The organism is Reella acinonychis, from assembly GCF_052828705.1.
This window is the reverse complement of record NZ_CM128256.1, coordinates 850,302-871,736: the sequence shown is the minus strand read 5'-3', so window position 1 is coordinate 871,736 and position 21,435 is coordinate 850,302. Positions and strand designations below refer to the sequence as shown.

Annotated in this window: 32 protein-coding genes and 1 tRNA gene; 19 read left to right on the top strand and 14 right to left on the bottom strand. The window is 37.5% G+C overall.

What is annotated here, in order from left to right; genetic code table 11:
* Nucleotides 1–29: 29 nt before the first annotated feature.
* Entirely contained in the window at nucleotides 30–1,031 is a 1,002-nt protein-coding gene (locus ACUXZ4_RS04310; protein ID WP_464973811.1) for a hypothetical protein, read from the top strand.
* Nucleotides 1,032–1,066: 35 nt separating this feature from the next.
* Here ACUXZ4_RS04310 and ACUXZ4_RS04305 read toward each other — a convergent pair whose 3' ends face one another.
* The gene (locus ACUXZ4_RS04305; protein ID WP_464973810.1) at nucleotides 1,067–1,255 is read right to left on the bottom strand and encodes a hypothetical protein; all 189 of its coding nucleotides are present in this window, start codon (nucleotides 1,253–1,255) and stop codon (nucleotides 1,067–1,069) included.
* 237 nt (nucleotides 1,256–1,492) lie between these two features.
* Here ACUXZ4_RS04305 and ACUXZ4_RS04300 point away from each other — a divergent pair, with 237 nt between their 5' ends.
* Nucleotides 1,493–1,681, top strand: coding sequence for a hypothetical protein (locus ACUXZ4_RS04300; protein ID WP_464973809.1), 189 nt, complete (start codon nucleotides 1,493–1,495; stop codon nucleotides 1,679–1,681).
* 52 nt (nucleotides 1,682–1,733) lie between these two features.
* A complete protein-coding gene (locus ACUXZ4_RS04295; protein ID WP_464973808.1) occupies nucleotides 1,734–1,973 on the top strand; it encodes a hypothetical protein in 240 nt (79 codons plus the stop codon).
* 540 nt (nucleotides 1,974–2,513) lie between these two features.
* Here the strand turns inward: ACUXZ4_RS04295 and ACUXZ4_RS04290 are convergent.
* A complete protein-coding gene (locus ACUXZ4_RS04290) occupies nucleotides 2,514–3,215 on the bottom strand; it encodes a DUF4145 domain-containing protein (RefSeq protein ID WP_464973807.1) in 702 nt (233 codons plus the stop codon).
* Nucleotide 3,216: 1 nt separating this feature from the next.
* On the opposite strand from ACUXZ4_RS04290, the gene ACUXZ4_RS04285 reads away from it, so the two are divergent.
* Nucleotides 3,217–3,396, top strand: coding sequence for a hypothetical protein (locus ACUXZ4_RS04285; RefSeq protein ID WP_464973806.1), 180 nt, complete (start codon nucleotides 3,217–3,219; stop codon nucleotides 3,394–3,396).
* Nucleotides 3,397–3,497: 101 nt separating this feature from the next.
* Here ACUXZ4_RS04285 and ACUXZ4_RS04280 read toward each other — a convergent pair whose 3' ends face one another.
* Entirely contained in the window at nucleotides 3,498–3,917 is a 420-nt protein-coding gene (locus ACUXZ4_RS04280) for a hypothetical protein (RefSeq protein ID WP_464973805.1), read from the bottom strand.
* Nucleotides 3,918–3,929: 12 nt separating this feature from the next.
* On the opposite strand from ACUXZ4_RS04280, the gene ACUXZ4_RS04275 reads away from it, so the two are divergent.
* From ACUXZ4_RS04275 to ACUXZ4_RS04205, 15 genes are all read left to right on the top strand, one after another.
* Entirely contained in the window at nucleotides 3,930–4,112 is a 183-nt protein-coding gene (locus ACUXZ4_RS04275) for a hypothetical protein (RefSeq protein WP_464973804.1), read from the top strand.
* Between the two features lie 250 nt (nucleotides 4,113–4,362).
* On the top strand, nucleotides 4,363–5,136 hold the full coding sequence (locus ACUXZ4_RS04270) for a KilA-N domain-containing protein (RefSeq protein WP_464973803.1): 774 nt from the start codon (nucleotides 4,363–4,365) through the stop codon (nucleotides 5,134–5,136).
* An 86-nt stretch (nucleotides 5,137–5,222) separates the two neighbouring features.
* A complete protein-coding gene (locus tag ACUXZ4_RS04265) occupies nucleotides 5,223–5,489 on the top strand; it encodes a hypothetical protein (RefSeq protein ID WP_464973802.1) in 267 nt (88 codons plus the stop codon).
* A gap of 243 nt (nucleotides 5,490–5,732) precedes the next feature.
* Nucleotides 5,733–5,876, top strand: a complete 144-nt coding sequence (locus ACUXZ4_RS04260; RefSeq protein WP_464973801.1) for a hypothetical protein — start codon at nucleotides 5,733–5,735, stop codon at nucleotides 5,874–5,876.
* A 27-nt stretch (nucleotides 5,877–5,903) separates the two neighbouring features.
* Nucleotides 5,904–6,821: a recombinase RecT gene (locus tag ACUXZ4_RS04255; RefSeq protein WP_464973800.1), complete on the top strand. Its 918-nt coding sequence runs from the start codon at nucleotides 5,904–5,906 to the stop codon at nucleotides 6,819–6,821.
* Complete coding sequence (locus ACUXZ4_RS04250; protein ID WP_464973799.1) at nucleotides 6,802–7,461, top strand: translocation protein TolB precursor; 660 nt, start codon at nucleotides 6,802–6,804, stop codon at nucleotides 7,459–7,461. The genes ACUXZ4_RS04255 and ACUXZ4_RS04250 overlap by 20 nt, the downstream gene beginning before the upstream one ends.
* Nucleotides 7,461–7,922, top strand: a complete 462-nt coding sequence (gene ssb / locus ACUXZ4_RS04245; RefSeq protein WP_464973798.1) for a single-stranded DNA-binding protein — start codon at nucleotides 7,461–7,463, stop codon at nucleotides 7,920–7,922. The genes ACUXZ4_RS04250 and ssb overlap by 1 nt, the downstream gene beginning before the upstream one ends.
* 206 nt (nucleotides 7,923–8,128) lie before the next feature.
* A complete protein-coding gene (locus ACUXZ4_RS04240; RefSeq protein WP_464973989.1) occupies nucleotides 8,129–8,617 on the top strand; it encodes a DUF4760 domain-containing protein in 489 nt (162 codons plus the stop codon).
* A gap of 101 nt (nucleotides 8,618–8,718) precedes the next feature.
* Complete coding sequence (locus ACUXZ4_RS04235; RefSeq protein ID WP_464973797.1) at nucleotides 8,719–9,006, top strand: bL17 family ribosomal protein; 288 nt, start codon at nucleotides 8,719–8,721, stop codon at nucleotides 9,004–9,006.
* Nucleotides 8,999–9,904: a riboflavin synthase subunit alpha gene (locus ACUXZ4_RS04230; RefSeq protein WP_464973796.1), complete on the top strand. Its 906-nt coding sequence runs from the start codon at nucleotides 8,999–9,001 to the stop codon at nucleotides 9,902–9,904. Before ACUXZ4_RS04235 ends, ACUXZ4_RS04230 begins: the two co-directional genes overlap by 8 nt.
* Entirely contained in the window at nucleotides 9,904–10,053 is a 150-nt protein-coding gene (locus ACUXZ4_RS04225; protein ID WP_464973795.1) for a hypothetical protein, read from the top strand. The genes ACUXZ4_RS04230 and ACUXZ4_RS04225 overlap by 1 nt, the downstream gene beginning before the upstream one ends.
* On the top strand, nucleotides 10,050–10,358 hold the full coding sequence (locus ACUXZ4_RS04220) for a hypothetical protein (RefSeq protein ID WP_464973794.1): 309 nt from the start codon (nucleotides 10,050–10,052) through the stop codon (nucleotides 10,356–10,358). The genes ACUXZ4_RS04225 and ACUXZ4_RS04220 overlap by 4 nt, the downstream gene beginning before the upstream one ends.
* A gap of 27 nt (nucleotides 10,359–10,385) precedes the next feature.
* Nucleotides 10,386–10,787, top strand: coding sequence for a hypothetical protein (locus ACUXZ4_RS04215; RefSeq protein WP_464973793.1), 402 nt, complete (start codon nucleotides 10,386–10,388; stop codon nucleotides 10,785–10,787).
* On the top strand, nucleotides 10,784–11,104 hold the full coding sequence (locus tag ACUXZ4_RS04210; protein ID WP_464973792.1) for a preprotein translocase subunit SecG: 321 nt from the start codon (nucleotides 10,784–10,786) through the stop codon (nucleotides 11,102–11,104). The genes ACUXZ4_RS04215 and ACUXZ4_RS04210 overlap by 4 nt, the downstream gene beginning before the upstream one ends.
* 278 nt (nucleotides 11,105–11,382) lie before the next feature.
* On the top strand, nucleotides 11,383–12,474 hold the full coding sequence (locus tag ACUXZ4_RS04205) for a tyrosine-type recombinase/integrase (protein ID WP_464973791.1): 1,092 nt from the start codon (nucleotides 11,383–11,385) through the stop codon (nucleotides 12,472–12,474).
* A gap of 37 nt (nucleotides 12,475–12,511) precedes the next feature.
* Here the strand turns inward: ACUXZ4_RS04205 and ACUXZ4_RS04200 are convergent.
* The 11 genes from ACUXZ4_RS04200 to pepB form a co-directional block, all read right to left on the bottom strand.
* A tRNA-Ser gene (locus tag ACUXZ4_RS04200) sits at nucleotides 12,512–12,601 on the bottom strand.
* Nucleotides 12,602–12,802: 201 nt separating this feature from the next.
* Nucleotides 12,803–13,072, bottom strand: coding sequence for a 30S ribosomal protein S15 (rpsO, locus tag ACUXZ4_RS04195; protein WP_464973790.1), 270 nt, complete (start codon nucleotides 13,070–13,072; stop codon nucleotides 12,803–12,805).
* A 104-nt stretch (nucleotides 13,073–13,176) separates the two neighbouring features.
* Nucleotides 13,177–14,001, bottom strand: coding sequence for a 3',5'-cyclic-AMP phosphodiesterase (gene cpdA, locus ACUXZ4_RS04190; protein WP_464973789.1), 825 nt, complete (start codon nucleotides 13,999–14,001; stop codon nucleotides 13,177–13,179).
* Between the two features lie 24 nt (nucleotides 14,002–14,025).
* Nucleotides 14,026–14,649, bottom strand: a complete 624-nt coding sequence (gene nudF, locus ACUXZ4_RS04185) for an ADP-ribose diphosphatase (RefSeq protein ID WP_464973788.1) — start codon at nucleotides 14,647–14,649, stop codon at nucleotides 14,026–14,028.
* A gap of 108 nt (nucleotides 14,650–14,757) precedes the next feature.
* Nucleotides 14,758–15,474 carry a 4'-phosphopantetheinyl transferase family protein gene (locus ACUXZ4_RS04180; RefSeq protein ID WP_464973787.1) on the bottom strand — a complete coding sequence of 239 codons (717 nt, stop codon included), beginning with the start codon at nucleotides 15,472–15,474 and terminating at the stop codon, nucleotides 14,758–14,760.
* Nucleotides 15,475–15,519: 45 nt separating this feature from the next.
* Nucleotides 15,520–15,762, bottom strand: a complete 243-nt coding sequence (locus ACUXZ4_RS04175) for a DUF5339 family protein (RefSeq protein WP_464973786.1) — start codon at nucleotides 15,760–15,762, stop codon at nucleotides 15,520–15,522.
* 111 nt (nucleotides 15,763–15,873) lie between these two features.
* Nucleotides 15,874–17,757 (bottom strand): molecular chaperone HtpG, encoded by a 1,884-nt coding sequence (htpG, locus tag ACUXZ4_RS04170; RefSeq protein ID WP_464973785.1) that lies wholly within the window; start codon nucleotides 17,755–17,757, stop codon nucleotides 15,874–15,876.
* Between the two features lie 114 nt (nucleotides 17,758–17,871).
* Nucleotides 17,872–18,378 carry a SprT family zinc-dependent metalloprotease gene (locus tag ACUXZ4_RS04165; RefSeq protein WP_464973784.1) on the bottom strand — a complete coding sequence of 169 codons (507 nt, stop codon included), beginning with the start codon at nucleotides 18,376–18,378 and terminating at the stop codon, nucleotides 17,872–17,874.
* A 42-nt stretch (nucleotides 18,379–18,420) separates the two neighbouring features.
* Nucleotides 18,421–19,575, bottom strand: a complete 1,155-nt coding sequence (gene metK, locus ACUXZ4_RS04160; protein WP_464973783.1) for a methionine adenosyltransferase — start codon at nucleotides 19,573–19,575, stop codon at nucleotides 18,421–18,423.
* 128 nt (nucleotides 19,576–19,703) lie between these two features.
* Nucleotides 19,704–20,129: a nucleoside-diphosphate kinase gene (ndk, locus tag ACUXZ4_RS04155; protein WP_464973782.1), complete on the bottom strand. Its 426-nt coding sequence runs from the start codon at nucleotides 20,127–20,129 to the stop codon at nucleotides 19,704–19,706.
* Between the two features lies 1 nt (nucleotide 20,130).
* On the bottom strand, nucleotides 20,131–21,432 hold the full coding sequence (gene pepB, locus ACUXZ4_RS04150) for an aminopeptidase PepB (protein WP_464973781.1): 1,302 nt from the start codon (nucleotides 21,430–21,432) through the stop codon (nucleotides 20,131–20,133).
* Nucleotides 21,433–21,435 lie beyond the last annotated feature (3 nt).

Sequence of the window (21,435 nt, the reverse complement as noted above, 5' to 3'; positions counted from 1 at the left end):
ATTTTATTGGGTGAATTAGGAGAAAAAGAATGGAAACATTAACAATTACAAATGAAGATGAATTATTTTCTCTGTTAGAAAAGTATGTTAAAACAGGTGAAATTAGTGATAAAATTAACCTGGAAGATCTACCACCACTCAAGATTCGTCTTGTTGGTGAAAAATTTGATCAAAGCCTAACGCCTAATGTAATGAAAGGCTTTGTAGAAATGCAGAATTACATCAATCGCACCTATCGCCTAGTAAAATACGGGGACGTGGAAACTAAGTCGCTCTCAAAAGAAGAACGAGAAGCGTTGCAATTACAAGTTAAAGTTGAAAAAGGTTCATCTATTATTGATATCAGCTTTGATGGTCTTTGGGCTCAAATAGGACAATTAGCTAGTAAAATGAATGGTACAGAACTCGCATTAATTACACTTGGGAGCTTCGCTATTTGGGGAACAACAACTGGTGTAAAACGTTTTTTAAACAATCGTAAAGAAGTACGGTTAGCAGAAATCAAAAAAGACTCAGATAAAGAGCATTTAAAAACCTTTGAAGCAATGTCTGCTCAGGAAACTCAACGTGCTGAAATTATGGCACAAATTATACAATCTCACCCCGTGCTTGAAAATGTTGATCGCCAAGCCTATGATGCCAAAACAAGTTTATTCAAATCATTTGCAAGTGTTGATGAAGTTGAAGTTGGTGATACGACAGTAGATCAAGAATTAAGTTCAGAACTCACAAAAACAGCACGTCGCCGTTCTACTGAGATAAGATTGGATGGAACATACAGACTTGAACAAGTGAACACCACCGATCCGACTTTATTTAAGGTAAAAATTCGTAACACCAAAACAAATCAAGTTTTTGAAGCCATCGTTCAGGAGCAACTCTTAGAAGGAAATAAAAATAAACTAATGTTAATGCAGGCAGAATGGGACAGAAAACCTGTTAAGCTCAGTATTAATGCGAAAGTGCTTGATGAAAAAATTCGTGATGCCACCATTACTTCCGTCGATGAAATAGAAGTAACAACAAACTAATATCCAAACCGCCCACTTTGGCGGTTTTTCTTTCCCTAAATCTCCCCAACCAACGAAACCAAACCACAAACCACCAAACGCCGACGCGCTTCCACATCCAAGGCTAAAAAAGCATTAACCTTTGCCATCACCTCCGCTTCAGGCAAATCCGACTGCTCTAATGCCTCCACAAATAAACTCACAATCAAATCGCGCTCAATCTCACCTTTCGTTAATTTCGCCATATTTTTCCTTATTTATGCTTGTTTTCGTTAAATTTCGCATCATTTCTAAAATTTTTTTGTGATCTCGCTCACAAAATCAGCAATTAATCAAAAATAATTAAAAATTTTTTCTGTTTAAAATCAATAAAATAATCACAAATTGAAATATTTTTATAAAAATATCACATTTTGTTATTGACAATATAAACACAATTCGTGATAATAGTTCCAACAAAACAAAACAACGGAGAAACAAAAATGAACATCAACAACGTACAAGAATTAAAAGCTGCCTTTATTGACATCACCCTTGCGGAATATGCTGAAACGACAGGTAAGCCATTTGAGCAAATTAAAAAGCTTTTTGAAGATTTACCGTTCTTCCACGAAATGATTATGGAAATTGTAGAAGAAGCCGCAGAAAAAATGGCAGCGAATTTAGCTTAAGAATCTTTACTAAGCCCTTTACGGAGGGCTTGAATGCAGCGGAGAAACAAAAATGAACGCATTAACACTTGCTGAAATGGAAGAACTACTTCATGAATTTAGAGTGAGAGACGCGGCAGTTAATATCGCAAGAAAAGCAGAGAATCAAGAAATGGTTGATTTCTTAGAGAAAACACTAAAAACCCTTGAGAGAGGGGCTGTAGAAGAAGAAAAAGCAGTTTTTGATGCTGTAGTTCGTCTTTTCACCAACAAACTTAAGGCGTTTAAATCTTTCGTAAAACGCTCTTTATAGAATCTTTACTAAGCCCTTTGCGGAGGGCTTGAATAAAGGTTTTTAACCTGATTGTTCTTTAAAAATTTGGTGCTTGTGCGGATGGTATTAACAACCTCGAGCAGTTATCAAGTAAAACTTGAAAACTCGGCAAGGTTGGTTAGACCCTGATAAGTAAACTTAGGCGAATTACTCAATAGAGGGAGTAAGAGCATAGGCAACACACTCGCAAGGTGTGGAGAGCTGAAAAGGCAACACTGGTACTAGTCCTAAGCAATCTTGGCGCCCTCAAAATTGAGGGCGCTAACGAGCTCAAAATTAAGCCCGTTAAAAGATACAAGCAGCACCCGACTGAAAGGCAAAAGCAGGGCGGGCGACGGCGTGGGCAGACACGCACTATTTAAAACTGCACTCAAACCAATCTTGACATTTTGTTTTTCCGCTCCGTTAATCAAGACGAGTGCAGTTCTAAATGGTTCCTTAATGGTTGTGTAAGGTTAAATATCAACTTAATGACATAGTTCTCCTTTTAGTTAGGTTGCCCTCGTTTGAGGGCTTTTTTTACACAGAAGATTGAACTTTTTTAGGGATCATGGCAGGTAGCGTGAACGCATAAATCAAGAATAACCTAGTGAATAAACGAATATCATCTAAATCTTGCTTGGAAAATTCAAGCAATGCGTGCGATGCGCCATTCCCTAGAGTACGAATGCGATGTGCAAAATCTTTCATACTTGGTGATAATTTTCCTCTATCCGCTAATTGATTAATTCTCTGATTTAAATTTCTATCCGTAGGATTGTTATCTAATTTAGATAAAGCAAGCTCAATAACTGCGCGATAAGAGCTGCCAGCTTGTTTTAAAAACTTATTTCCTTCCACTAAACAAAACAAATCTTCCGCTTCTAAAAAAGCCTCTTCTAAATCAGAAGGTAAATATTCAGGAATATCAGGTTTAGGCGGAAGAGGGTAAAAAACAAAATTCTGATTGGGGAAAATCTCCTCCAAAGTATATTTATGTTTGGCGTGCGTTTCTATGAGATGATGAGTATGCGCAGATTGTGAGGGATCAAGTCCTAGGTTACGCATCATATTCGACACTAACACATTTGTCACCACGCCACCACCACAATTATTACAAGTACCAAGGATAGCAAAAACATCCTGATCACTTTGTATTCTTTGTCGTCTTGAAAAATCATTCACCTCAAAGGCAACATTTTTCTTTCCACAATATGGACAATCATGACCAAAGGTAATCATTATGACCCTCCAAAAATTTATTTTAAAAATCGATCAGGATTTAAATTCACCTGATGCTCTTCTTCTACTTAACACGCATTATAAGCAACTCACCGAGCAAGAAAAAGAGCTTTTTGTGGTTGCTTTAATGGGGAAAGTGATTGAGTTAAATGCGCGATTTAATCACGAAATAGAACGATAGTTATTTAACAACCGCCCTAAACTCAGGATAACATAACCGCACTTTCAACAGAAAGTCGGGATTGGTCGCACATTATGCGACCTTTTTTATTTCATCGCATATCAAGATGATTTCTTATTACGTTGATTTAATTTTTTCCACCGTTTTTTATTCATCAAAAAATTGAGTGAAATAGGCAATAAACCTAGCCCGAACAAATTAAACGTAATTTTCATTATAAAATATTCGCCATAAGATGTTGGTGATGAAAAACTTACACCTAATGCACGCATTTCATCAAAGCTGAGAGAACCTGCAGAAATAAGAGAAACAACGGTAAACAGCAGATATAATTCAAAGCCAGTGATTTTATTTAGGCTATATTTTTCATCCAAGTAATAATAAATAAACATAAAAATACAGCCACCAATAAATAAAATCATCCACTGACATTGCCAAGAAAACCAATCATTCAACACAAAACTGTAATAACCAACAGGCACAAGCAACTGTGCTGCGGATAATTTACGACCAATATCCATAAGGAACTCCAAATGCTAACCCAAGAAGATCATAACCATATCAGGAAAATCGTCAAAGAGGCAATCGAGGAAATCGACAAAGAACGAGATGAGCAGGAAGAAGAGGCAAATCGCCAGTTTCGCATTGAGTGGCTAAAAAGTTTTATAATACTCATGGTTGCATTGTTTATTATTGGATTAATACTATCTATTTGACAACCGCCCCAATTTCAGGCTAAGATAACCGCACTACTAAATCAAGTCGGTTACCTCGCTCCGATATAAAGCGGTTTTTTTATGCCTAAATTTAAGCTCTGCAGATCTGCAGAGGTTCAATGGTCGGGTCGAGAGAGCCTAATATAACACCGAAAGGAAATAAGCTCCGCCATCTTGATTTGGTAGTTGAAGCCCGATCAATCCTACTAAGATTGATCGAAAGACTAACTGAAAATCAAGGGGCATAAAAATGTCAAACTTAACTATTCTAAACACACAAGTTCGCCAAATCGACAACCTATACAGTTTAAACGATCTTCATCGTGTTGCTGGTAATGAAAGCAAACATCAACCGACTTTCTTCATTCGTTTAGATACCACACAAGAACTTGTTTCCGAAATTCAAAAAGAAGAGCCAAATACGCCAGCGGTTATCCGTAAAAATGGAATCGGCACATACGCTTGCGAAGAAATCGCACTCGCCTACGCCATGTGGATTTCCCCAAAATTCCATTTGGTTGTGCTAAGAGCGTTTTTAAAACTACACAAAAATTCCACCGCACTTTCTACGCCATACCTCACACCAGAGGAACAGCAACAAGTGCAACAAGCGGTATCAATCACCCACCACCGCACAGGATTAAGCTATGCCGAAATCTATGGACGGATTAAAGCTAAATTCAAGGTCGCCAAATACGATCAGCTGCTTTCCGCACAATTGCTTGACGTATTGCAATTTATCGCGGATATGAACGCCAGATTGCCAAACCCTGATGAAGTGCTGATTTCCATTCACACCCTTGAAGCATTGGTAAAATGCTGCCGATTAGCAAAACAACATGGCGAACAACTTGAACCCGCGATGAAAACCATCTTCGATATGCTCGGCGTTGAACGTTACAGCAGAAACCAATTCGCTGCACGTGCCTACGACCTCGCCCACGAGTTCAACGTTTGGATCAACGAAGCAGAACGCCTACTTGCTGAAAAAGGCATACAACTGCCACAACTCAGACAGTTTTAAAACATCACAAAAAACCACCGCACTTTTAACGTATGGCGGTTTTCTACACCCTAAATTTCAATTTTTGATTAAAAAAGGAACAGAAAATGAACGCAATCCAAAAATTCTTTTACGCCATATTGTGTATTGTTGGCGTTATCGCTCTCGGTATTTTCATCTTAGCAGTGATAACAACATTTCGACCAGTATTAGCGGCGAACACCATTGACCAGTGCGCAGATAAAGGCGGTATATGGCAAACCTACCCTACTCCCCACTGCGCACCGCCTGATATGACGGAAGAGCAAATAGAAAGCGCAAAAAGTTATGTGGCGTTAAAACAGATTGAAACGAGGGTAATCAATGATAGATAGATCTTACACACGAAAGTTTGAAAAATACCGCGTGCAAATGTACCGAGAGCATGAAAAAGGTTTTGTGTATGGCGTGATTAGTATTAATGGCATACAAGACTATAAAACCTATTCTTACTCAGCTGGCAACGTCAAACGCCATATGAATAAACGGATTAAGCAGATGAATCAATTACGCTGCATATCTCCCCCTATTCCGCAGATTAGAGATAGTCTTGCGACAAAAGAACACAGGATATAGCAATGAACATGGACTACTGCCTAGAGCCACTAGAGGCATATAAACCAAAACCACAACATAACGATGACTATGAGCCAGATGATGATTTTGATCCATATGATGATGATTGTGATATGTGGAAAAGTCAGTGTTATGGACGAGCTTAAGCTGTTTTTATGACAGGAGAATAAAAAATGAATCAGTTACCACAAACAAATGAGCATAAAAAAGCGTTTCCTATTAAAGAATTTTTTGAAATGCCGGCTATTAAAAAGAAAATAGAAACATTGCTAAACAAAAACGCGGCAGCTTTTACCACAAGCGTGTTGCAAGTTGTAAATAGCAGTCCAATGTTACGCAATGCTGAGCCGATGAGTGTATTTAACGCGGCTTGTATGGCTGCAACGCTTAATTTACCGCTACAAAACGGTCTGGGATTTGCTTATATCGTCCCTTACCAAAACAAAAAAGAGCGTAAAACAGAGGCACAATTTCAGTTAGGTTATAAAGGACTAATTCAACTAGCGCAACGTAGCGGACAATTTAAACGTCTTGTTGCAGTACCTATCTACGAAAAACAATTAATCACTGAAGATCCAATTAATGGGTTTGAATTTGATTGGAAACAAAAACCCACCGAAAACGAAAAGCCAATTGGCTATTACGCTTATTTTAGGCTTATTAATGATTTCACCGCTGAAATCTATATGAGTGTGCAATATATGCATAATCATGCCGCGCGTTACTCGCAAACCTATAAAAAAGGTTTTGGTGTTTGGCATGATAACTTTGAGGCTATGGCATTAAAAACGGTTTTAAAACTCCTTCTATCAAAACAAGCGCCATTATCTGTTGAAATGCAACAAGCGGTATTAGCAGATCAAGCAGTTGTAAAAGACATTGAAAAAGGCGAATTTAACTACGCCGACAATCAAATTGATGATGCAGAATTTACTGATATGAAAGTAAGTGATGAAGTGTTTGAACAATGCAAACAAAACATTATCAATGGCGAAGCAACGCTACAAGATTTATGTGATAACGGTTTTGAATTTAGCCAAGAACAGTATAAAAAACTAGAGGAAATTGAAAATGTATCAAATGAAAGCTAGATGTTCAATGCTTCATAAATTACTTGGTGAGCCTAAATCAAAAGCGGATAAAGAGGCAGGAAAAATAACCGAAACCGCTAAAAGTGCGGTGCGAGAAATTGTTAAATATGATTTGTTCGGTTATCAGTCCTTTGAGGGTAACAAATACACCGAGAAAGGTAATCAACTTGAAGATAACGCTATTAAACTCAGTGGATTAAAGCGAGGTTTGCCACTGAAGAAAAATAAAGAACGTAGAGAAAATGATTTAATCACTGGCGAATGTGATATTTATGTACCATCTCGCAAGCTGATTATTGATACTAAATGCTCTTTTGATATTGGCACACACCCGTTTTTTAGCGATGAAGCGGAAGATAAAGCGAAAAAAGCGGGTTACGATATCCAAATGCAAGGTTATATGTGGCTTTGGGATTGTGAGGAAGCACAAATTGATTTTGTATTGTTCCCTACTCCGTTAGATTTACTCTCGCCTTGGCAAGATACGGAAAAATACATTGATTTGGTTGAGCAGATACCGCAAGAAAAACGTATTACTACGGTAATTGTAAAACGAGATGAACAAATCATTGAAAAAATTAAAGAACGAGTGCCAAAAGCACAAGCTTATTATCAACAGCTTATTCAGGAGGCTATGTAATGGCTGGAATAAATAAAGTAATCATCGTGGGTCGTTTAGGTAACGACCCTGATGTCCGCACTATGCCTAATGGCGAACAGGTAGCAAATATTAGTGTGGCAACCAGTGAAAGCTGGACAGATAAAAATACAGGCGAACGCAAAGAGCTTGTAGAATGGCACCGTATTGTTTTTTACCGCCGACAAGCAGAAATATGCGGTCAATACCTGAAAAAAGGCTCGCAAGTGTATATTGAGGGCAAATTACGCACACGCAAATGGCAAGACCAAAACGGACAAGAGCGTTCCACCACCGAAATTCAAGGCGATGTAATGCAAATGTTAGGTAGCGCCCAAGATAATAACTTACAAGCTAAACCGCAAGCTAACTTACAAGCTCAGCCTAACGCTTATGAAAAAGCCAAAAACGGCAGCTTTACACCGCCACCAAGTGACGGGTTAGATGATGAGATTCCGTTTTGAGTTATCGTTAAGTCTTGCATGGATATTTGACAACCACCACCCTTTGATTTAGGATATAACCACTTTCAGCAGAAAGTCTGATTGGTGACAGCAATCATAGTTCTTTGATTAAAATTAATATTAAATAGATGGCTTACTTGGTAGGCTTTTTTATTTTGGAGGAAGACTATGAAAAAATTTAAATTAAATGAAGGTTGGTGGATTTAATGATTATAGACTGGATTTTAGTAAGTAGCATAGGTACTTGTATTGCAACAGGCTACCTTGCTATTTTTGCTAATAGACAGTTAAAAGACCAACGATTACACCATAAACAAAAATCAACCATTGAATTATTACTTGCTCACAACCATAACGCCTCATACCTAGAACAACGAAGAAAATTTGTTCAAATGCGAAAAGATGGTGTAAATTTCACCGAAATAGCTTGCCATATAAAAGATAAAAACAGTGAATATACTGAAAATAACGCAACTATTACAAGTGTCTTAAATTCCATTGAATTTATCTGTGTTGGTATTAGAGAAAATATTTTTGATGAAGCAGTTTATAAACGAATGAGTCGCAGCAGCCTAATTTATGATTGGGACACATTAAAGCCTTACATAATGGAATTAAGGCGTATTAATGGAAATAACGATAAACTATTCTGCGAATTTGAATGGCTCGCAACAAAATGGAAAGATGAACAATAAGCCTGTACCCCACAAGCTTTTTTATTTGAGATTCCCTAAAAATTTACAAACCAAAAACAGAACAATTTTGTTCTAATCTTTATAACCCAAGCCACTAAATAGTGGCTTTTTTATTGCCTAATAATCCTATGACAAAAAATAGACTACCTCATCTAACAGATCACCTTTTTCTCGCTCTTGAACGTTTAAATGATGAAGATTTATCCATTGAACAAATTCAAACGGAAGTCCAAAGAGCAAAAGCTGTCGCTGATGTTAGCGATAAAATCATCGATATAGCAAAAGTCTCACTTGAGGCTAAAAAGGTACAAGCCGACTACCTCGGCAACCAAGCTGATTTACCTACTATTTTTGACGCTACACCAAAACTGGAGAATAGTAATGCTTAATCCAATCACCGAAATGAAATCTCAAATTACGACAGCTAAAGTGTTACAGCGTGATTTACGCGCAACATTAAAAGAAAAACAAAAAGCAGTTGAAAATTTTTATGTCGCAAAAGAAAAAGCGGAGGCTATACCTCCTCAACCTAAACCTGAGCCAATAAAAATTGACACTCCCCCACCACCTAAGCGAATTATCACAGATCAAACTAAAGAAAAAGCATTGCTTAAGATGGCAAAAGAGCAATATCAAAACTATGCAGATGTAGCAAAGTTTGCTGAAACATTAAATTTGCGTGCTGGTGTAGTGTATCTTGTATTAAAACATCATGGTTTTATTAAGCAAAACGAAACCACGCAATACCGCGTGCTTGATGCATATTACAAATATAATGGGAATTTAAAAGCAATCACCGAAGAAACAGGATTAACAGTTTGGATATGTGCTAGAACGCTGCAAGAATTAGGTTTATCGCCTAATTGGGCAAGTTATAAAAATCGTGCGGAATCAACCAATAAAGGAGACTGGGCGGAAGAGGAATTTAGAAGGCTTGTTCCAGGTGCATTAGATATGAATATGCAGTATCAAATGAATAATCCTTTATTTGATTTTATTGTAAACGACAAGACTGTTGATGTAAAAATGTCAACAGTAGGAAAAAATAAAAATTCCTACCAAATACGAATAAGGCACACCAAAGATGGCGAACTTCCTGATTTTTTCTGTTTGTTTTTAATGATTGATAAGGATAAATACAACATCCTGTTAATACCTAAAGAAATCCTACCCGATAATCAAACTCAATTAAACATAGTAAGCAAAGGCACTCCTGCTAACTCCTCTATGTACTGGGATTTTGAAGTACAACCCTCCGCACTTGCCGCTATGTTGGGAGATATTTAATGATCGAAATGGAAACCGCAGAACGCAACAAACGTGATTTAGCAGAAATCGACAAAGAACTCGCAGAAGTGGAACGAAAAGTAAATTTGCTGCACGAAGAACGCAGAGAATATATCAACCGACACAATTTAAACAAGGAGAATAAATGAACGAAATGCAAATTGCTACGCCGCATAGTTTTTTTATGCAATTAATCGTTTGTTTTGTACAACATCGATTTAACTCGTTAAATCCCACTATTCGCCAAAAGGCAATTGAGGATATTAAAAAATATTGGGTTTTGTTTGATGTCGAAACAAGAAATTTTATCGAAGATTGTGCGAAGAATAATATTTTACCGGAGTTTAAAGAGCTTGGTGTTTGGATTATACAAAACAGAGATAAAACACAACAAACAGTAAAACCGCAGCAACCTTATATTGAGCTACCTGTGGTTGATGTTAAAGTCCGCTAAGTGCGGTATTTTTTTGGAGAAATAAAGATGAAACCATTTGATTTAGAAAAAGCGTTGGCTGGTGAGCAAATTGTAAATACTCAGAATGGCAAACGATATTGGGTTATCGGTGAAAGTCGATTTGATAATGTGAGTTACATCACAGAAGATGAAAATGGCGTAGTTGATGTTGAAAAAATCGACGCGTTAAATCAACATTGCAGAATGTGGGAAGAACCTCGTCCTCGAGTACAATTAGATTTACCTACACCATTAAAGCGAGCAAAAGAAGACCAGCTCGTATTTAAAAAAGGGTCGCGATGTATTATTAACTTTTATTTTGATCCGAATAACAAAAAGCATTGTGATATGTTGGAAGCAGGCTCTTTATTTGAAAGTGAAGAAAACGCACAAGAATGGCTTGACGCAATGAAAGGATCGAGAAGATGAATGATAATCAAGTAACAATTTCAAAAATGGAACTTCAATCACTTGCTATTCAATCATTCCGTTATTGTTTAGGGCGAATGACTTATGTTGTCAATGATTGCGATGAATTTATCCGTAAATACTGGCAAAACTTCACTGCAAATACAAAATTTCTCATTGTGCGTGAATTATTAACCGCACTTAAAGATCATGAAAGCGGTTTACAAGAAATCGGTATGCGGTGCGATTATGATGTTTGGAAAAATTTGTATGATTGGATGAATGAACAACACATAGAAACACAAAGCAGTGAATTTGAGGAAACAAAAAATGAATAAAAGTCTATCCACTCACAGAGTTTTTTATTTAACAACCCTAGCCAACCGCTAGGGTTTATTTTTGGAGGAAATATGGAGGAAGCCTTATCAATATCCCAAGTTGCAAGGATGTTAGGCATGAGCTATTCATGCGTTCATGGGCATAAGATAGAATGGGGATTTTTTCAAATGGAAGGATCTAACGCATGGCGGGTTTTTCCGTCAGAACTTGATCGTAGACGTAAAGAGTTGCAAAATACCAGCCGATTAGGAGTTTTGGTCGGCGATAAGGAGAAAAAATGTCGATCAGAAAAAATAAAAGCGGTATCTGGCAAATTGATTTCACCACACCAAGTGGGGAGCGAGTTCGGATCAGTAGTAAAACGACTGAAAAGAAACTTGCACAACAAATGCACGACCAACTAAAGCATGAAGCTTGGCAAGTTGAGCAATTAAATAAACGCCCAGAAAGAACCGTTGAACAAGCATTAATCCGCTTTCTTGAAGCATCGGAAAATCAAAAGGATATTGAAACAAAAATCCGTCATGCTGAATATTGGCAGAAAGCAATTGGGCATAAACGACTTAGCTCTTTAACAAGTGATGATATTTATAACAATTTACCTACTCATATCCTGAAAACAGGTAAAAAGTTATCACCATCTACACAAAATCGTTATCGCACCTCAATTATGAGAGCGTTAAATTTAGCTCGTCAGGCAGGCTGGATTGATTCAATCCCTTACTTAGCTAAAAACTCTGAACCTAAAAAACGAGTACGCTGGATCACGAAGGATGAAGCTAATACCTTATTAAACAATATTACTTTAGATTGGATGAAAGATGTCTGCTTTTTTGCGTTAATGACAGGAGCAAGAATGACAGAGATCTTAACTATGACATGGAGTAAAATTGATTTTAATCAGAATATAGCTATTGTGACAAGTGATGTAGCAAAATCAGGTAGAGCAAGAGCGCTGCCATTAAATCGTGAAGCAGTCAATTTTTTACGCCAAAAAGAAACAAAACGTATATCAGATTACGTGTTTCATCGCGGCAAAGGGAAAATGATTACAGATATAGACAGAGAACACTTACATAAAGCACTATCTGTTTCTAATATTCGTGATTTCCGCTTTCATGATTTTCGTCATACATGGGCGAGCTGGCATGTTCAAGCTGGTACACCACTACTTACATTAAAAGAGCTTGGCGGCTGGGAAACGATTGAGATGGTGCAAAAATATGCTCACTTAAATGCAGAGCATCTTTTGACATACGCAAATCATGTCAAATTTACGTCAAACTCATTCTTTGACACATCAAATATGATTGCAAAGAATGATACTCTGAGTGAATTTTCAGAAAACAAAAAAGTCGTAAGTTATTGATTTTGCAGACCAAACTTACGACTTAATAAGCACTTGATGGCGGAGGAAGTGAGATTCGAACTCACGGAGGGCGTAAACCCTCGCCGGTTTTCAAGACCGGTGCCTTCAACCACTCGACCATTCCTCCGTTGTTTAAGCGTGGTAAATAATACGGATTTCCTATATAGCTGTCAAGTTACAAAATAAAAAATATGTTTGATTGCTGATTTTTAAAACAATTCAATAAAAAACCTGAATAACAGAAAACAAGATAAAATTACACCGCACTTTAGTAAAAAATAGGCAATAAAAAAGCACCAATTAAGGTGCTTTTTTATCGTAAATAAGATTAGCGACGTAAACCTAAACGTGCAATTAAATCTGTGTATTTAGCAAGATCTGTACGTTTTAAGTAGTCTAATAATTTACGACGACGAGAAACCATGCCTAATAAACCACGACGACCATGGTGGTCTTTTTTATGTGTAGCAAAGTGTGCTTGTAAGTGGTTAATTTGTGCAGTTAATAATGCAATTTGAACTTCTGATGAACCAGTGTCTTTTGCATCACGACCAAACTCAGCAACGATAGCTGCTTTTTTTTCTACGCTTAGAGACATTTTTAACTCCTAAAAGGTTATTGTAAATACATCGTCCGCCGATCTCTAATCCAGCGGCGACAGGGAAGTTGTATTGTAACGATAAAATAAAAAATTGCAATCAATTAATAACCATCTTCATGCATATTTGGTAAAAAACGTGCCCCTTTAATTCGGTAAACATCAGTTTCAATATGACCATCATCAAAAAGCGTAATTTCTCGCCAACCTGGCTGTAATGTGTCCAATGTAAAGGCATTATGATCTGGTTTAAATTGAATACAAGTTGAAGGCGTACACATGATTTGGTAGCCCAACCATTCAGTATCAACTTCTTGATGAATATGGCCATGCAAAATCGCTCGTACATTTTCGTACTTAGATAAAACATGTGCTAATTCATTGGCATTACGCAAATTATGCTGATCTAACCAAGCAGAATTCGTCGAAACTAAATGGTGATGTAGCACGATTAAAGAATAATATTCTTGATATTCTTGCAATTTTTCTTCCAACCAATCCAGTTGATATTGACTGAGTAAACCATGTGGTACACCGAACACTTGGCTATCAAGTAATAAAATTTGCCACTTATTCCCTACCAATAAATGTTTATCAGAACGTAAATTACCTTGTTGTTCCGTTAAAATTTCTGTCATATGAGGTAAGAAATCATGATTACCGGGAATCCAATACACAGGCTTATTTAACTGGTTGATACTATTACAAAAACGTAAATAACCTTCTTTACTACTATCTTGAACAAGATCGCCCGTTGCTAAAACAAATTCGTAATCATCTGCCGATTGCTTAATTTCTGTTAATACTTGTTGAAAACTGTCAAACGTATTAATGCCAAGCAATTCGCCACTTTCATCCTTAAATAAATGGGGATCGGTAATTTGAATAAAACGAATATATTCATTTTCGCTTTGATTTGTTATTGTCATCGCGAACCTCTACAATTTAATCCATTATAACCACTTCTGTTCCAACTCTTGATAATGTAACTGCAACCATTGCAATCCCATGACAGCAATGCTGTTATCAATTTTGCCTTGCTCTACCCATTGATATGCAGTTTCACGCTTCACAACATGCACTTTAATATCTTCATGCTCATCGGCTAAACCATGTAATCCTGTTGCTTTGCTACTATCCACTTTACCCGCAAATAAATGAATGCGTTCGATCACTCCACCTGGGCTATCCCATACACTTAATGCATGCTGCAAATGAGAAACCGCGACACCAGCCTCTTCCTCACTTTCACGCTGAGCCACGCTTTCAGGCGTTTCCCCTTCTTCCACCATACCAGCGATCAATTCTAACAACCATGGTGAATTTGGTAATTTTGGATCATAAGCACCGATACGAACTTGCTCAACTAAAACAACAGAATCCTCCTTAGGATCATAAGCAATTACCGCAGACGCTGCCCCTTTGACTAATAATTCTCTTGTCACAATTCCGCTAGTGCCACCGGCAAATAATTTATGGCGAAATTGAATCTTCTTGAGCTTAAAAAAACCATCGTAAAGGGTTGTTTCATTTACAATTTCAATATCATTTTGAGTAAATTGTTGAATTTCAGACATAATAAATTTTCACAAATCAAATCACTTCATTTGAAGTAGAATACTAAAAAAAGGAAAGCATGCGACAACTTTTTTATTAGAATTTGAACTCTGTCACAAAAAACTTTTTCATTTTGTCGGATTAACCGCATAGTGCAACGCATGCGGCAGATGGGTTGGCATTAAAGTATCGTCTCGCCAGTGGAAACAATGGATATCCGTACTTTTTCCCTCTGTTGTAAATGCAGCTAAATAAAAAGGCAGATCATCGACGAATAACAGTTCTCCTTGCGGGCAATGAGATGAATACAATTGTTGATGAGTCGGATAGTGTTCCACTTCCGTTAATTTCACAATACCAACACCTTGTGATTTAAGGATGGCTTCACGCAAACACCAAATACGATAAAACGCCACTTCAGGATTATCTTGTTGTGCAAACCATTTTTGCTCAGATTGAGAGGCAAAATGTTGCAAAAGTGCGGTGTAATTTCTCGACTTTTTCGCAAACTCAATGTCAATGCCTACTGCATTTGGCTTTTCATCAATGCTCAAAATCACTGCCACCCAGTTATCCGAATGGCTAATATTAAAATCCATATGAGTTAATGGAAATTGCGGTCTGCCACTTGCAGTTCGATAGACTTGATTTAATAAGGAAGTATCAACTTGCGCACGTTCACAAAGTTGATGAAGCAAAAAATAGGCTAATTTTTGGCATTCACTGCGTTGTTTAACACGAGGATTAGAAGAAGCAACTCGTTGTTTATTTCCCCAAAATAATTCAGGTACTAGATCAGTTGGATAAGATTGTTGAATATTAGCGTAAGCGATGAAAGTTGCCATAAAATAAAAAGCCAGTCAAAACTGGCTTTGAATTATACGCAAAAATTACATTTTTGGCATTTTTTTTAGCTGTTCAAGCGCCATAGCACAGGTTTGTTCTTGTGCTGCGGCTGGTGCCATTTTCATTTGCTCTTTACTTGCATTCATTTGTTGTTTTACCGCTTCAGGCGCTTTCTCAACATAAGCATCGACTGCTTTGAAATATTCATCACATTTTGGATGTAAATCCGCTGCATTAGCCGCAAAAGCCATAGCAAATAATGCTGAACCAAATAGAACTTTTTTCATAGCGTATCCTTTTAAAATTGTTTATTCCACTCTATCGCCACATGCCATAGAGCAGATTTATTATACGTCAATCGCACAAAAAAAAAACAACTGTATTTTTAATGCACAATGCTATTTTTGTAAAAAGGCATTCATACGCTTAATAAATGCCATTGGATTTTCCAATGTGCCTCGTTCTGCAAACATTGCTTGTTCTAACAATAACTCAATCCAATCTGCAAATAATTGTTCATCAGCAACATCAGCGACTTTCTTCACTAAACTATGTTCTGGGTTAAGTTCAAAAGTATATTTCACTTCTGGCGCCTGTTGTCCCATCGCTGCAAATAATTTTGCCATTTGCGTCGTCATCTGATCATCACCAGTTGAGACAATAGCTGGTGTATCAGTTAATCGATGTGTTAAACGCACTTCTTTTACTCGATCGCCTAATAAGGTTTTCACGCGCTCAACAAAAGAAGAAAATTGTTCATCTTGCTCTTTTTGTTGCTCTGGCTCTTTATCTGCCAAATCCCCTAAATCCAAATCGGCTTTGCTGATTGTTTGTAATTGCTTGCCATCAAATTCTGTTAAATAACTTAACATCCATTCATCAATACGATCTGAAAGTAATAGCACTTCAATGCCTTTCTTATTAAAGAGTTCTAAGTGCGGTGAGTTTTTCGCAGCAACATAACTATCTGCCGTAATATAATAAATGGCTTTTTGCCCTTCTTTCATGCGTGCAACATAATCGCTGAGCGACACGTTTTGCTCACTGCTTTCATTGTGAGTTGAAGCAAATCTGAGTAATTTAGCAATGCTTTCTTTGTTAGCCACATCCTCTGCTGGACCTTCTTTCAATACCAAACCAAATTCTTTCCAAAAACCTTGATATTTCTCAGCATCATCATTGGCCAGTTTTTCCAACATTTGTAATGAACGCTTGGTCAATGCTTTACGTAACGCCGCAGTGACTTTGTTATCTTGCAAAATCTCACGAGAAACATTAAGCGGTAAATCATTACTATCAATTAAGCCACGCATAAAACGCAAATAATTTGGCATGAATTGTTCCGCATCATCCATAATAAACACTCGTTGAACATAGAGTTTCAAGCCATGTTTATGTTCACGATTAAATAAATCCCAAGGCGCTTTTGACGGCACATATAAAAGGCTAGTATATTCTTGATTTCCTTCTACTTTATTATGTGCCCATAATAATGGATCAGCAAAGTCATGGCTTAAGTGCTTATAGAATTCTTTATATTCATCATCAGAAATATCGCCTTTCGCACGTGTCCATAGCGCTTGCGCTTTATTGATTTTTTCCCATTTAATGCCAGTTTCTTTGCCTTCATCGTCATATTCTTTTGCCAAAATCTCAACAGGCAAACCAATATGATCCGAATATTTACCGATAATTTCACGTAATCGCCATTCATTTAAGAATTCTTTTTCATCTTCACGTAAATGTAAGGTAATTTCTGTACCGCGATCTTTTTTCTCAATATCAGCAACCGAATATTCCCCTTCGCCAGCAGATTCCCACAACACCCCTTTACCAGCTGCTTCGCCAGCTGCTCTTGTTTTCACCGTTACTTTATCCGCAACAATAAACGCTGAATAAAAACCAACGCCAAACTGGCCAATCAATTGGCTATCTTTCGCTTGGTCACTACCAAGTGCGGTTAAAAATTCTTTCGTTCCTGATTTCGCAATGGTACCTAAATGATCAATCGCTTGTTCACGCGTCATACCAATACCATTATCACTAATCGTCAGAGTTCCTTTGCTTTCATCAAAGCTAATGCGTACTTTTAAATCACCATCGCCTTCATAAAGTTCTGGTGCGGATAACGCTTTAAAGCGTAATTTATCTGCTGCATCTGAAGCATTTGAGATAAGTTCACGTAAGAAAATTTCTTTGTTGGAATATAAAGAATGGATCATTAATTGAAGAAGCTGTTTCACTTCTGACTGAAAACCACGCGTTTCTTGATTGGTTGACATATACTTTTCCTTTTTATCAAAATTTATTGAAATACCTCATATAAATAGGTTTAGAAAAATAAATTTCAAGTTTGGAAAAGAAAAAATACATCTGAAAACAAAGTTTGGGGAGAACTATTCATTATTGGAATAAATCAATGGAGCATTACATTTTCGGCATAAATACACCGCTCTTTTTCGTTGAATATTATGATGACGTCGAGTCGTTAAATAATGGGTTTGGCATTGGCATTCATAAGCAAAAGTACGCCCTTGTACATTCGTCACATCAAATTGATGGCAAGTATCCGCTGGCAAATTAAAAAGATGTTCCATCACAAATTGCCATTCTTTACCATGAGGTTTCACTCTACCAAATTGTTGATAGACCAATAAATGCGCCAATTCATGTGGCACAACTTGCTGGATAAATTCAGTGGGGTTTTCCAATAATAAAGTACGGTTAAATTTAATAAGGTTTTTCTGCAAATAAGCGACACCTGCTTTTACGCCTTTCAGTTCATAAGTGACAGCAGGAGAAGGGAAACGACGCTTAAAATGTTGTTCTGCAATCTGTAAACAATGGGTTAACCGCCATTGCACCTGCATTTTTAAATGTCGGAATTGGGTTTCTGTTTGCATAAAAAGAAAGGCGAGCAAGCTCGCCTTATATAGTGAAATGATTTATTTTAGGCCCGCTGCAGCACGTAATTCTTCTGCACGATCCACTTTTTCCCATGGGAATTGTTCACGCCCAAAGTGGCCATAAGCTGCAGTTTCACGATAAATGGGTTGGATTAAATCAAGCATTTTGATTAAGCCATAAGGACGTAAATCAAAGAATTCACGCACTAAGGCAACTAATAACTCGTTTGCTACTTTGCCGGTACCAAAGGTTTCCACCATAATAGAAGTAGGATCTGCCACACCAATTGCATAAGAAAGCTGAATTTCGCAACGATCTGCAAGGCCTGCAGCAACAATATTTTTCGCGACATAACGAGCCGCATAAGCAGCAGAGCGGTCTACTTTAGAAGGATCTTTACCTGAGAATGCACCGCCACCATGGCGAGCTGCACCGCCGTAAGTATCCACGATGATTTTACGACCAGTTAAACCACAATCTCCCATTGGTCCACCAATCACAAAACGCCCAGTTGGATTAATAAAATATTTGGTGTCTTTTGATAACCATTGTGCAGGCAATACAGGTTTAATAATTTCTTCCATCACAGCTTCATGCAAATCTTTTTGATTTACGCTATCGCAATGTTGAGTAGAAAGAACCACTGCGTCAACACCAACAATTTTGTTATCTTCATATTTTAGCGTGACTTGGCTTTTTGCATCTGGACGTAACCAAGATAATGTTCCATCTTTACGCACTTTTGCTTGGCGTTCCATTAAACGATGCGCATAAGTAATAGCTGCTGGCATTAATACATCCGTTTCATTGGTCGCGTAACCAAACATAATGCCTTGGTCACCCGCCCCTTGATCTAATGGATTTGCACGATCCACGCCCTGATTAATATCAGAAGATTGTTTACCAATAGCATTTAACACCGCACAAGAATGACCATCAAAGCCCATTTCTGAATGTTTATAACCAATATCGCAAATCACTTGACGCGTTAAATTTTCAATATCTACCCATGCAGAAGTGGTGATTTCACCGCCAACGAGCGCCATACCGGTTTTCACATAGGTTTCACAAGCTACGCGCGCTTTAGGATCTTGTTTTAAAATTTCATCTAATACCGCATCTGAGATTTGATCGGCGATTTTATCTGGATGGCCTTCTGATACAGATTCAGAAGTAAATAAATAGCTAGACATAATATTCCTTAATTTCATTTAGAAGTATAGACGGCTATAATACAGATTTTTGAATAAATTTCAATCTTTACATAAAAAAATTCCCTAAATTAATTATTCAGGGAATAAAAAACTTGCGCTCACAGGCATTATTTTAAACAAATTTCCGATTCCACGAAGAAATAGGCAATTTCACGTTTCGCACTTTCAGGGCTATCGGAACCATGCACTGAATTACGGGTTTTAGTTTCCGCAAAATCACGACGAATCGTACCTTCTTCTGCTAATGTCGGATCAGTAACACCAATTAAAGTGCGGTAATCTTTTATCGCGTTTTCTTTCTCTAATACAGAAACCACAATGGGCGCAGAGATCATATATTGCACCAATCCCTCAAAAAAAGACTTTCCTTTGTGTTCTGCATAAAAACCTTCTGCTTGTTCTTGATTTAAATGCAACATTTTTGTCGCTGCAATACGAAAACCAGCTGATTCAAAACGCGCTAAAATCGCACCAACTAAATTACGCTCAACCGCATCTGGCTTAATGATTGAAAATGTATATTCTAATGCCATGTTATTCTCCTTTTGTTAATAATAAGTCTGCAAGAGTTTGCACGCCAATCCCTGTTGCCCCAACTGCCCATAAATCGCTCGCCGATTTGCGATAAGTGGCTGAGCAATCAATATGTAACCAATTTTGTTGATAATTTTCAACAAAGTAAGATAAAAATGCTGTTGCAGTACTTGCCCCTGCACTCACAGCCACAGAACCTGTATTTGATATATCTGCAAAAGCAGAAGAAATTTGTCCGCGATGTAGTTCTTCAAATGGTAAACGCCAAAATGGTTCTTGAGTTTGTTGAGCTGAATGTAATAAATCTTCAACCAGCAGATTGTCCATGGAAAGTACTGAGTGATAATCGTTACCGACCGCCACTTTTGCCGCACCAGTCAATGTTGCTGCATCAATAATAAATTGTGCTTGCTGCTGGCTTGCCTCAATTAAACCATCAGCTAAAACCAAACGCCCTTCAGCATCCGTATTCATTACTTCAACCGAAACATCATTTCGATACTGAATAATATCCCCTAATTTGAAGGCATTGCTACTAATCATATTTTCCGCACAGCATAAATAAAGTTTAACTCGCAGCGTCAATCCTTGTGCGATCGCTAAACCCAATGCGCCAGTCAATAAAGCAGCACCCCCCATATCAGATTTCATGCTGTCCATATTGTTGCTTGGCTTTAGGCTATAACCACCCGTATCAAAAGTAATGCCTTTGCCCACTAAACAAGCTAAAACTGGCGCAGTTTCATCGCCCGTTGGATTAAAATCAAGCTGTAACATAGCAGGCGGATTTACCGAGCCACGCCCTACAGTCCAAATACCTTGATAACCTAATTCTTTTAACTCATCGCCTTTAATGATGTTATAACTTACAACGCCTTCTTCCCAAGCCGCAGCTTGTTGTTCAATAAATTGAGCTGCTCGATTTACCAATGCTTCAGGGGTTAAGACATCAGAGGGTAAGTTAATGATTTCACGTACAAAATCAATACATTCAATTCGGCTAAATAACTCTTCGTTCTCAAATTCAGATAGTGTTGGAAAATCTACTGAGAAATCTTGTTTTGCACTATAAAAGCCTTGATAAAATGCCCAACAAAACTCCAATGACCAATTGTTTCCAGATAAATCAGCATTAGAAATTCCTTGATTACGTAACTTACGAGCTGCTTTCTGCACTAAAGTGCGGTCTTTTTTTTCGCAGTTTTGCGAACAATGAATAATCGCCTGATTATCTTGAAAACTCAGAATAGCATTTTTACCCCATTCTGCGCTGCAAGATTCAAAAGAAAGGAAAACGTTCATTTT

Excerpts from the sequence above, each read along its gene's own strand:
- ndk (WP_464973782.1), bottom strand. The coding sequence starts at position 20,129 with ATGGCATTAGAATATACATTTTCAATCATTAAGCCAGATGCGGTTGAG.
- nudF (WP_464973788.1), bottom strand. The coding sequence starts at position 14,649 with ATGTCTGAAATTCAACAATTTACTCAAAATGATATTGAAATTGTAAAT.
- ACUXZ4_RS04230 (WP_464973796.1), top strand. The coding sequence starts at position 8,999 with ATGCTTAATCCAATCACCGAAATGAAATCTCAAATTACGACAGCTAAA.
- ACUXZ4_RS04225 (WP_464973795.1), top strand. The coding sequence starts at position 9,904 with ATGATCGAAATGGAAACCGCAGAACGCAACAAACGTGATTTAGCAGAA.
- rpsO (WP_464973790.1), bottom strand. The coding sequence starts at position 13,072 with ATGTCTCTAAGCGTAGAAAAAAAAGCAGCTATCGTTGCTGAGTTTGGT.
- ACUXZ4_RS04220 (WP_464973794.1), top strand. The coding sequence starts at position 10,050 with ATGAACGAAATGCAAATTGCTACGCCGCATAGTTTTTTTATGCAATTA.
- ACUXZ4_RS04255 (WP_464973800.1), top strand. The coding sequence starts at position 5,904 with ATGAATCAGTTACCACAAACAAATGAGCATAAAAAAGCGTTTCCTATT.
- ACUXZ4_RS04310 (WP_464973811.1), top strand. The coding sequence starts at position 30 with ATGGAAACATTAACAATTACAAATGAAGATGAATTATTTTCTCTGTTA.
- ACUXZ4_RS04240 (WP_464973989.1), top strand. The coding sequence starts at position 8,129 with ATGATTATAGACTGGATTTTAGTAAGTAGCATAGGTACTTGTATTGCA.
- pepB (WP_464973781.1), bottom strand. The coding sequence starts at position 21,432 with ATGAACGTTTTCCTTTCTTTTGAATCTTGCAGCGCAGAATGGGGTAAA.
- ssb (WP_464973798.1), top strand. The coding sequence starts at position 7,461 with ATGGCTGGAATAAATAAAGTAATCATCGTGGGTCGTTTAGGTAACGAC.
- metK (WP_464973783.1), bottom strand. The coding sequence starts at position 19,575 with ATGTCTAGCTATTTATTTACTTCTGAATCTGTATCAGAAGGCCATCCA.
- ACUXZ4_RS04275 (WP_464973804.1), top strand. The coding sequence starts at position 3,930 with ATGCTAACCCAAGAAGATCATAACCATATCAGGAAAATCGTCAAAGAG.
- ACUXZ4_RS04165 (WP_464973784.1), bottom strand. The coding sequence starts at position 18,378 with ATGCAAACAGAAACCCAATTCCGACATTTAAAAATGCAGGTGCAATGG.
- ACUXZ4_RS04250 (WP_464973799.1), top strand. The coding sequence starts at position 6,802 with ATGTATCAAATGAAAGCTAGATGTTCAATGCTTCATAAATTACTTGGT.
- ACUXZ4_RS04205 (WP_464973791.1), top strand. The coding sequence starts at position 11,383 with ATGTCGATCAGAAAAAATAAAAGCGGTATCTGGCAAATTGATTTCACC.
- ACUXZ4_RS04295 (WP_464973808.1), top strand. The coding sequence starts at position 1,734 with ATGAACGCATTAACACTTGCTGAAATGGAAGAACTACTTCATGAATTT.
- ACUXZ4_RS04290 (WP_464973807.1), bottom strand. The coding sequence starts at position 3,215 with ATGATTACCTTTGGTCATGATTGTCCATATTGTGGAAAGAAAAATGTT.
- ACUXZ4_RS04265 (WP_464973802.1), top strand. The coding sequence starts at position 5,223 with ATGAACGCAATCCAAAAATTCTTTTACGCCATATTGTGTATTGTTGGC.
- ACUXZ4_RS04215 (WP_464973793.1), top strand. The coding sequence starts at position 10,386 with ATGAAACCATTTGATTTAGAAAAAGCGTTGGCTGGTGAGCAAATTGTA.
- ACUXZ4_RS04280 (WP_464973805.1), bottom strand. The coding sequence starts at position 3,917 with ATGGATATTGGTCGTAAATTATCCGCAGCACAGTTGCTTGTGCCTGTT.
- ACUXZ4_RS04260 (WP_464973801.1), top strand. The coding sequence starts at position 5,733 with ATGAACATGGACTACTGCCTAGAGCCACTAGAGGCATATAAACCAAAA.
- ACUXZ4_RS04305 (WP_464973810.1), bottom strand. The coding sequence starts at position 1,255 with ATGGCGAAATTAACGAAAGGTGAGATTGAGCGCGATTTGATTGTGAGT.
- ACUXZ4_RS04175 (WP_464973786.1), bottom strand. The coding sequence starts at position 15,762 with ATGAAAAAAGTTCTATTTGGTTCAGCATTATTTGCTATGGCTTTTGCG.
- cpdA (WP_464973789.1), bottom strand. The coding sequence starts at position 14,001 with ATGACAATAACAAATCAAAGCGAAAATGAATATATTCGTTTTATTCAA.
- ACUXZ4_RS04270 (WP_464973803.1), top strand. The coding sequence starts at position 4,363 with ATGTCAAACTTAACTATTCTAAACACACAAGTTCGCCAAATCGACAAC.
- ACUXZ4_RS04300 (WP_464973809.1), top strand. The coding sequence starts at position 1,493 with ATGAACATCAACAACGTACAAGAATTAAAAGCTGCCTTTATTGACATC.
- htpG (WP_464973785.1), bottom strand. The coding sequence starts at position 17,757 with ATGTCAACCAATCAAGAAACGCGTGGTTTTCAGTCAGAAGTGAAACAG.
- ACUXZ4_RS04285 (WP_464973806.1), top strand. The coding sequence starts at position 3,217 with ATGACCCTCCAAAAATTTATTTTAAAAATCGATCAGGATTTAAATTCA.
- ACUXZ4_RS04180 (WP_464973787.1), bottom strand. The coding sequence starts at position 15,474 with ATGGCAACTTTCATCGCTTACGCTAATATTCAACAATCTTATCCAACT.
- ACUXZ4_RS04210 (WP_464973792.1), top strand. The coding sequence starts at position 10,784 with ATGAATGATAATCAAGTAACAATTTCAAAAATGGAACTTCAATCACTT.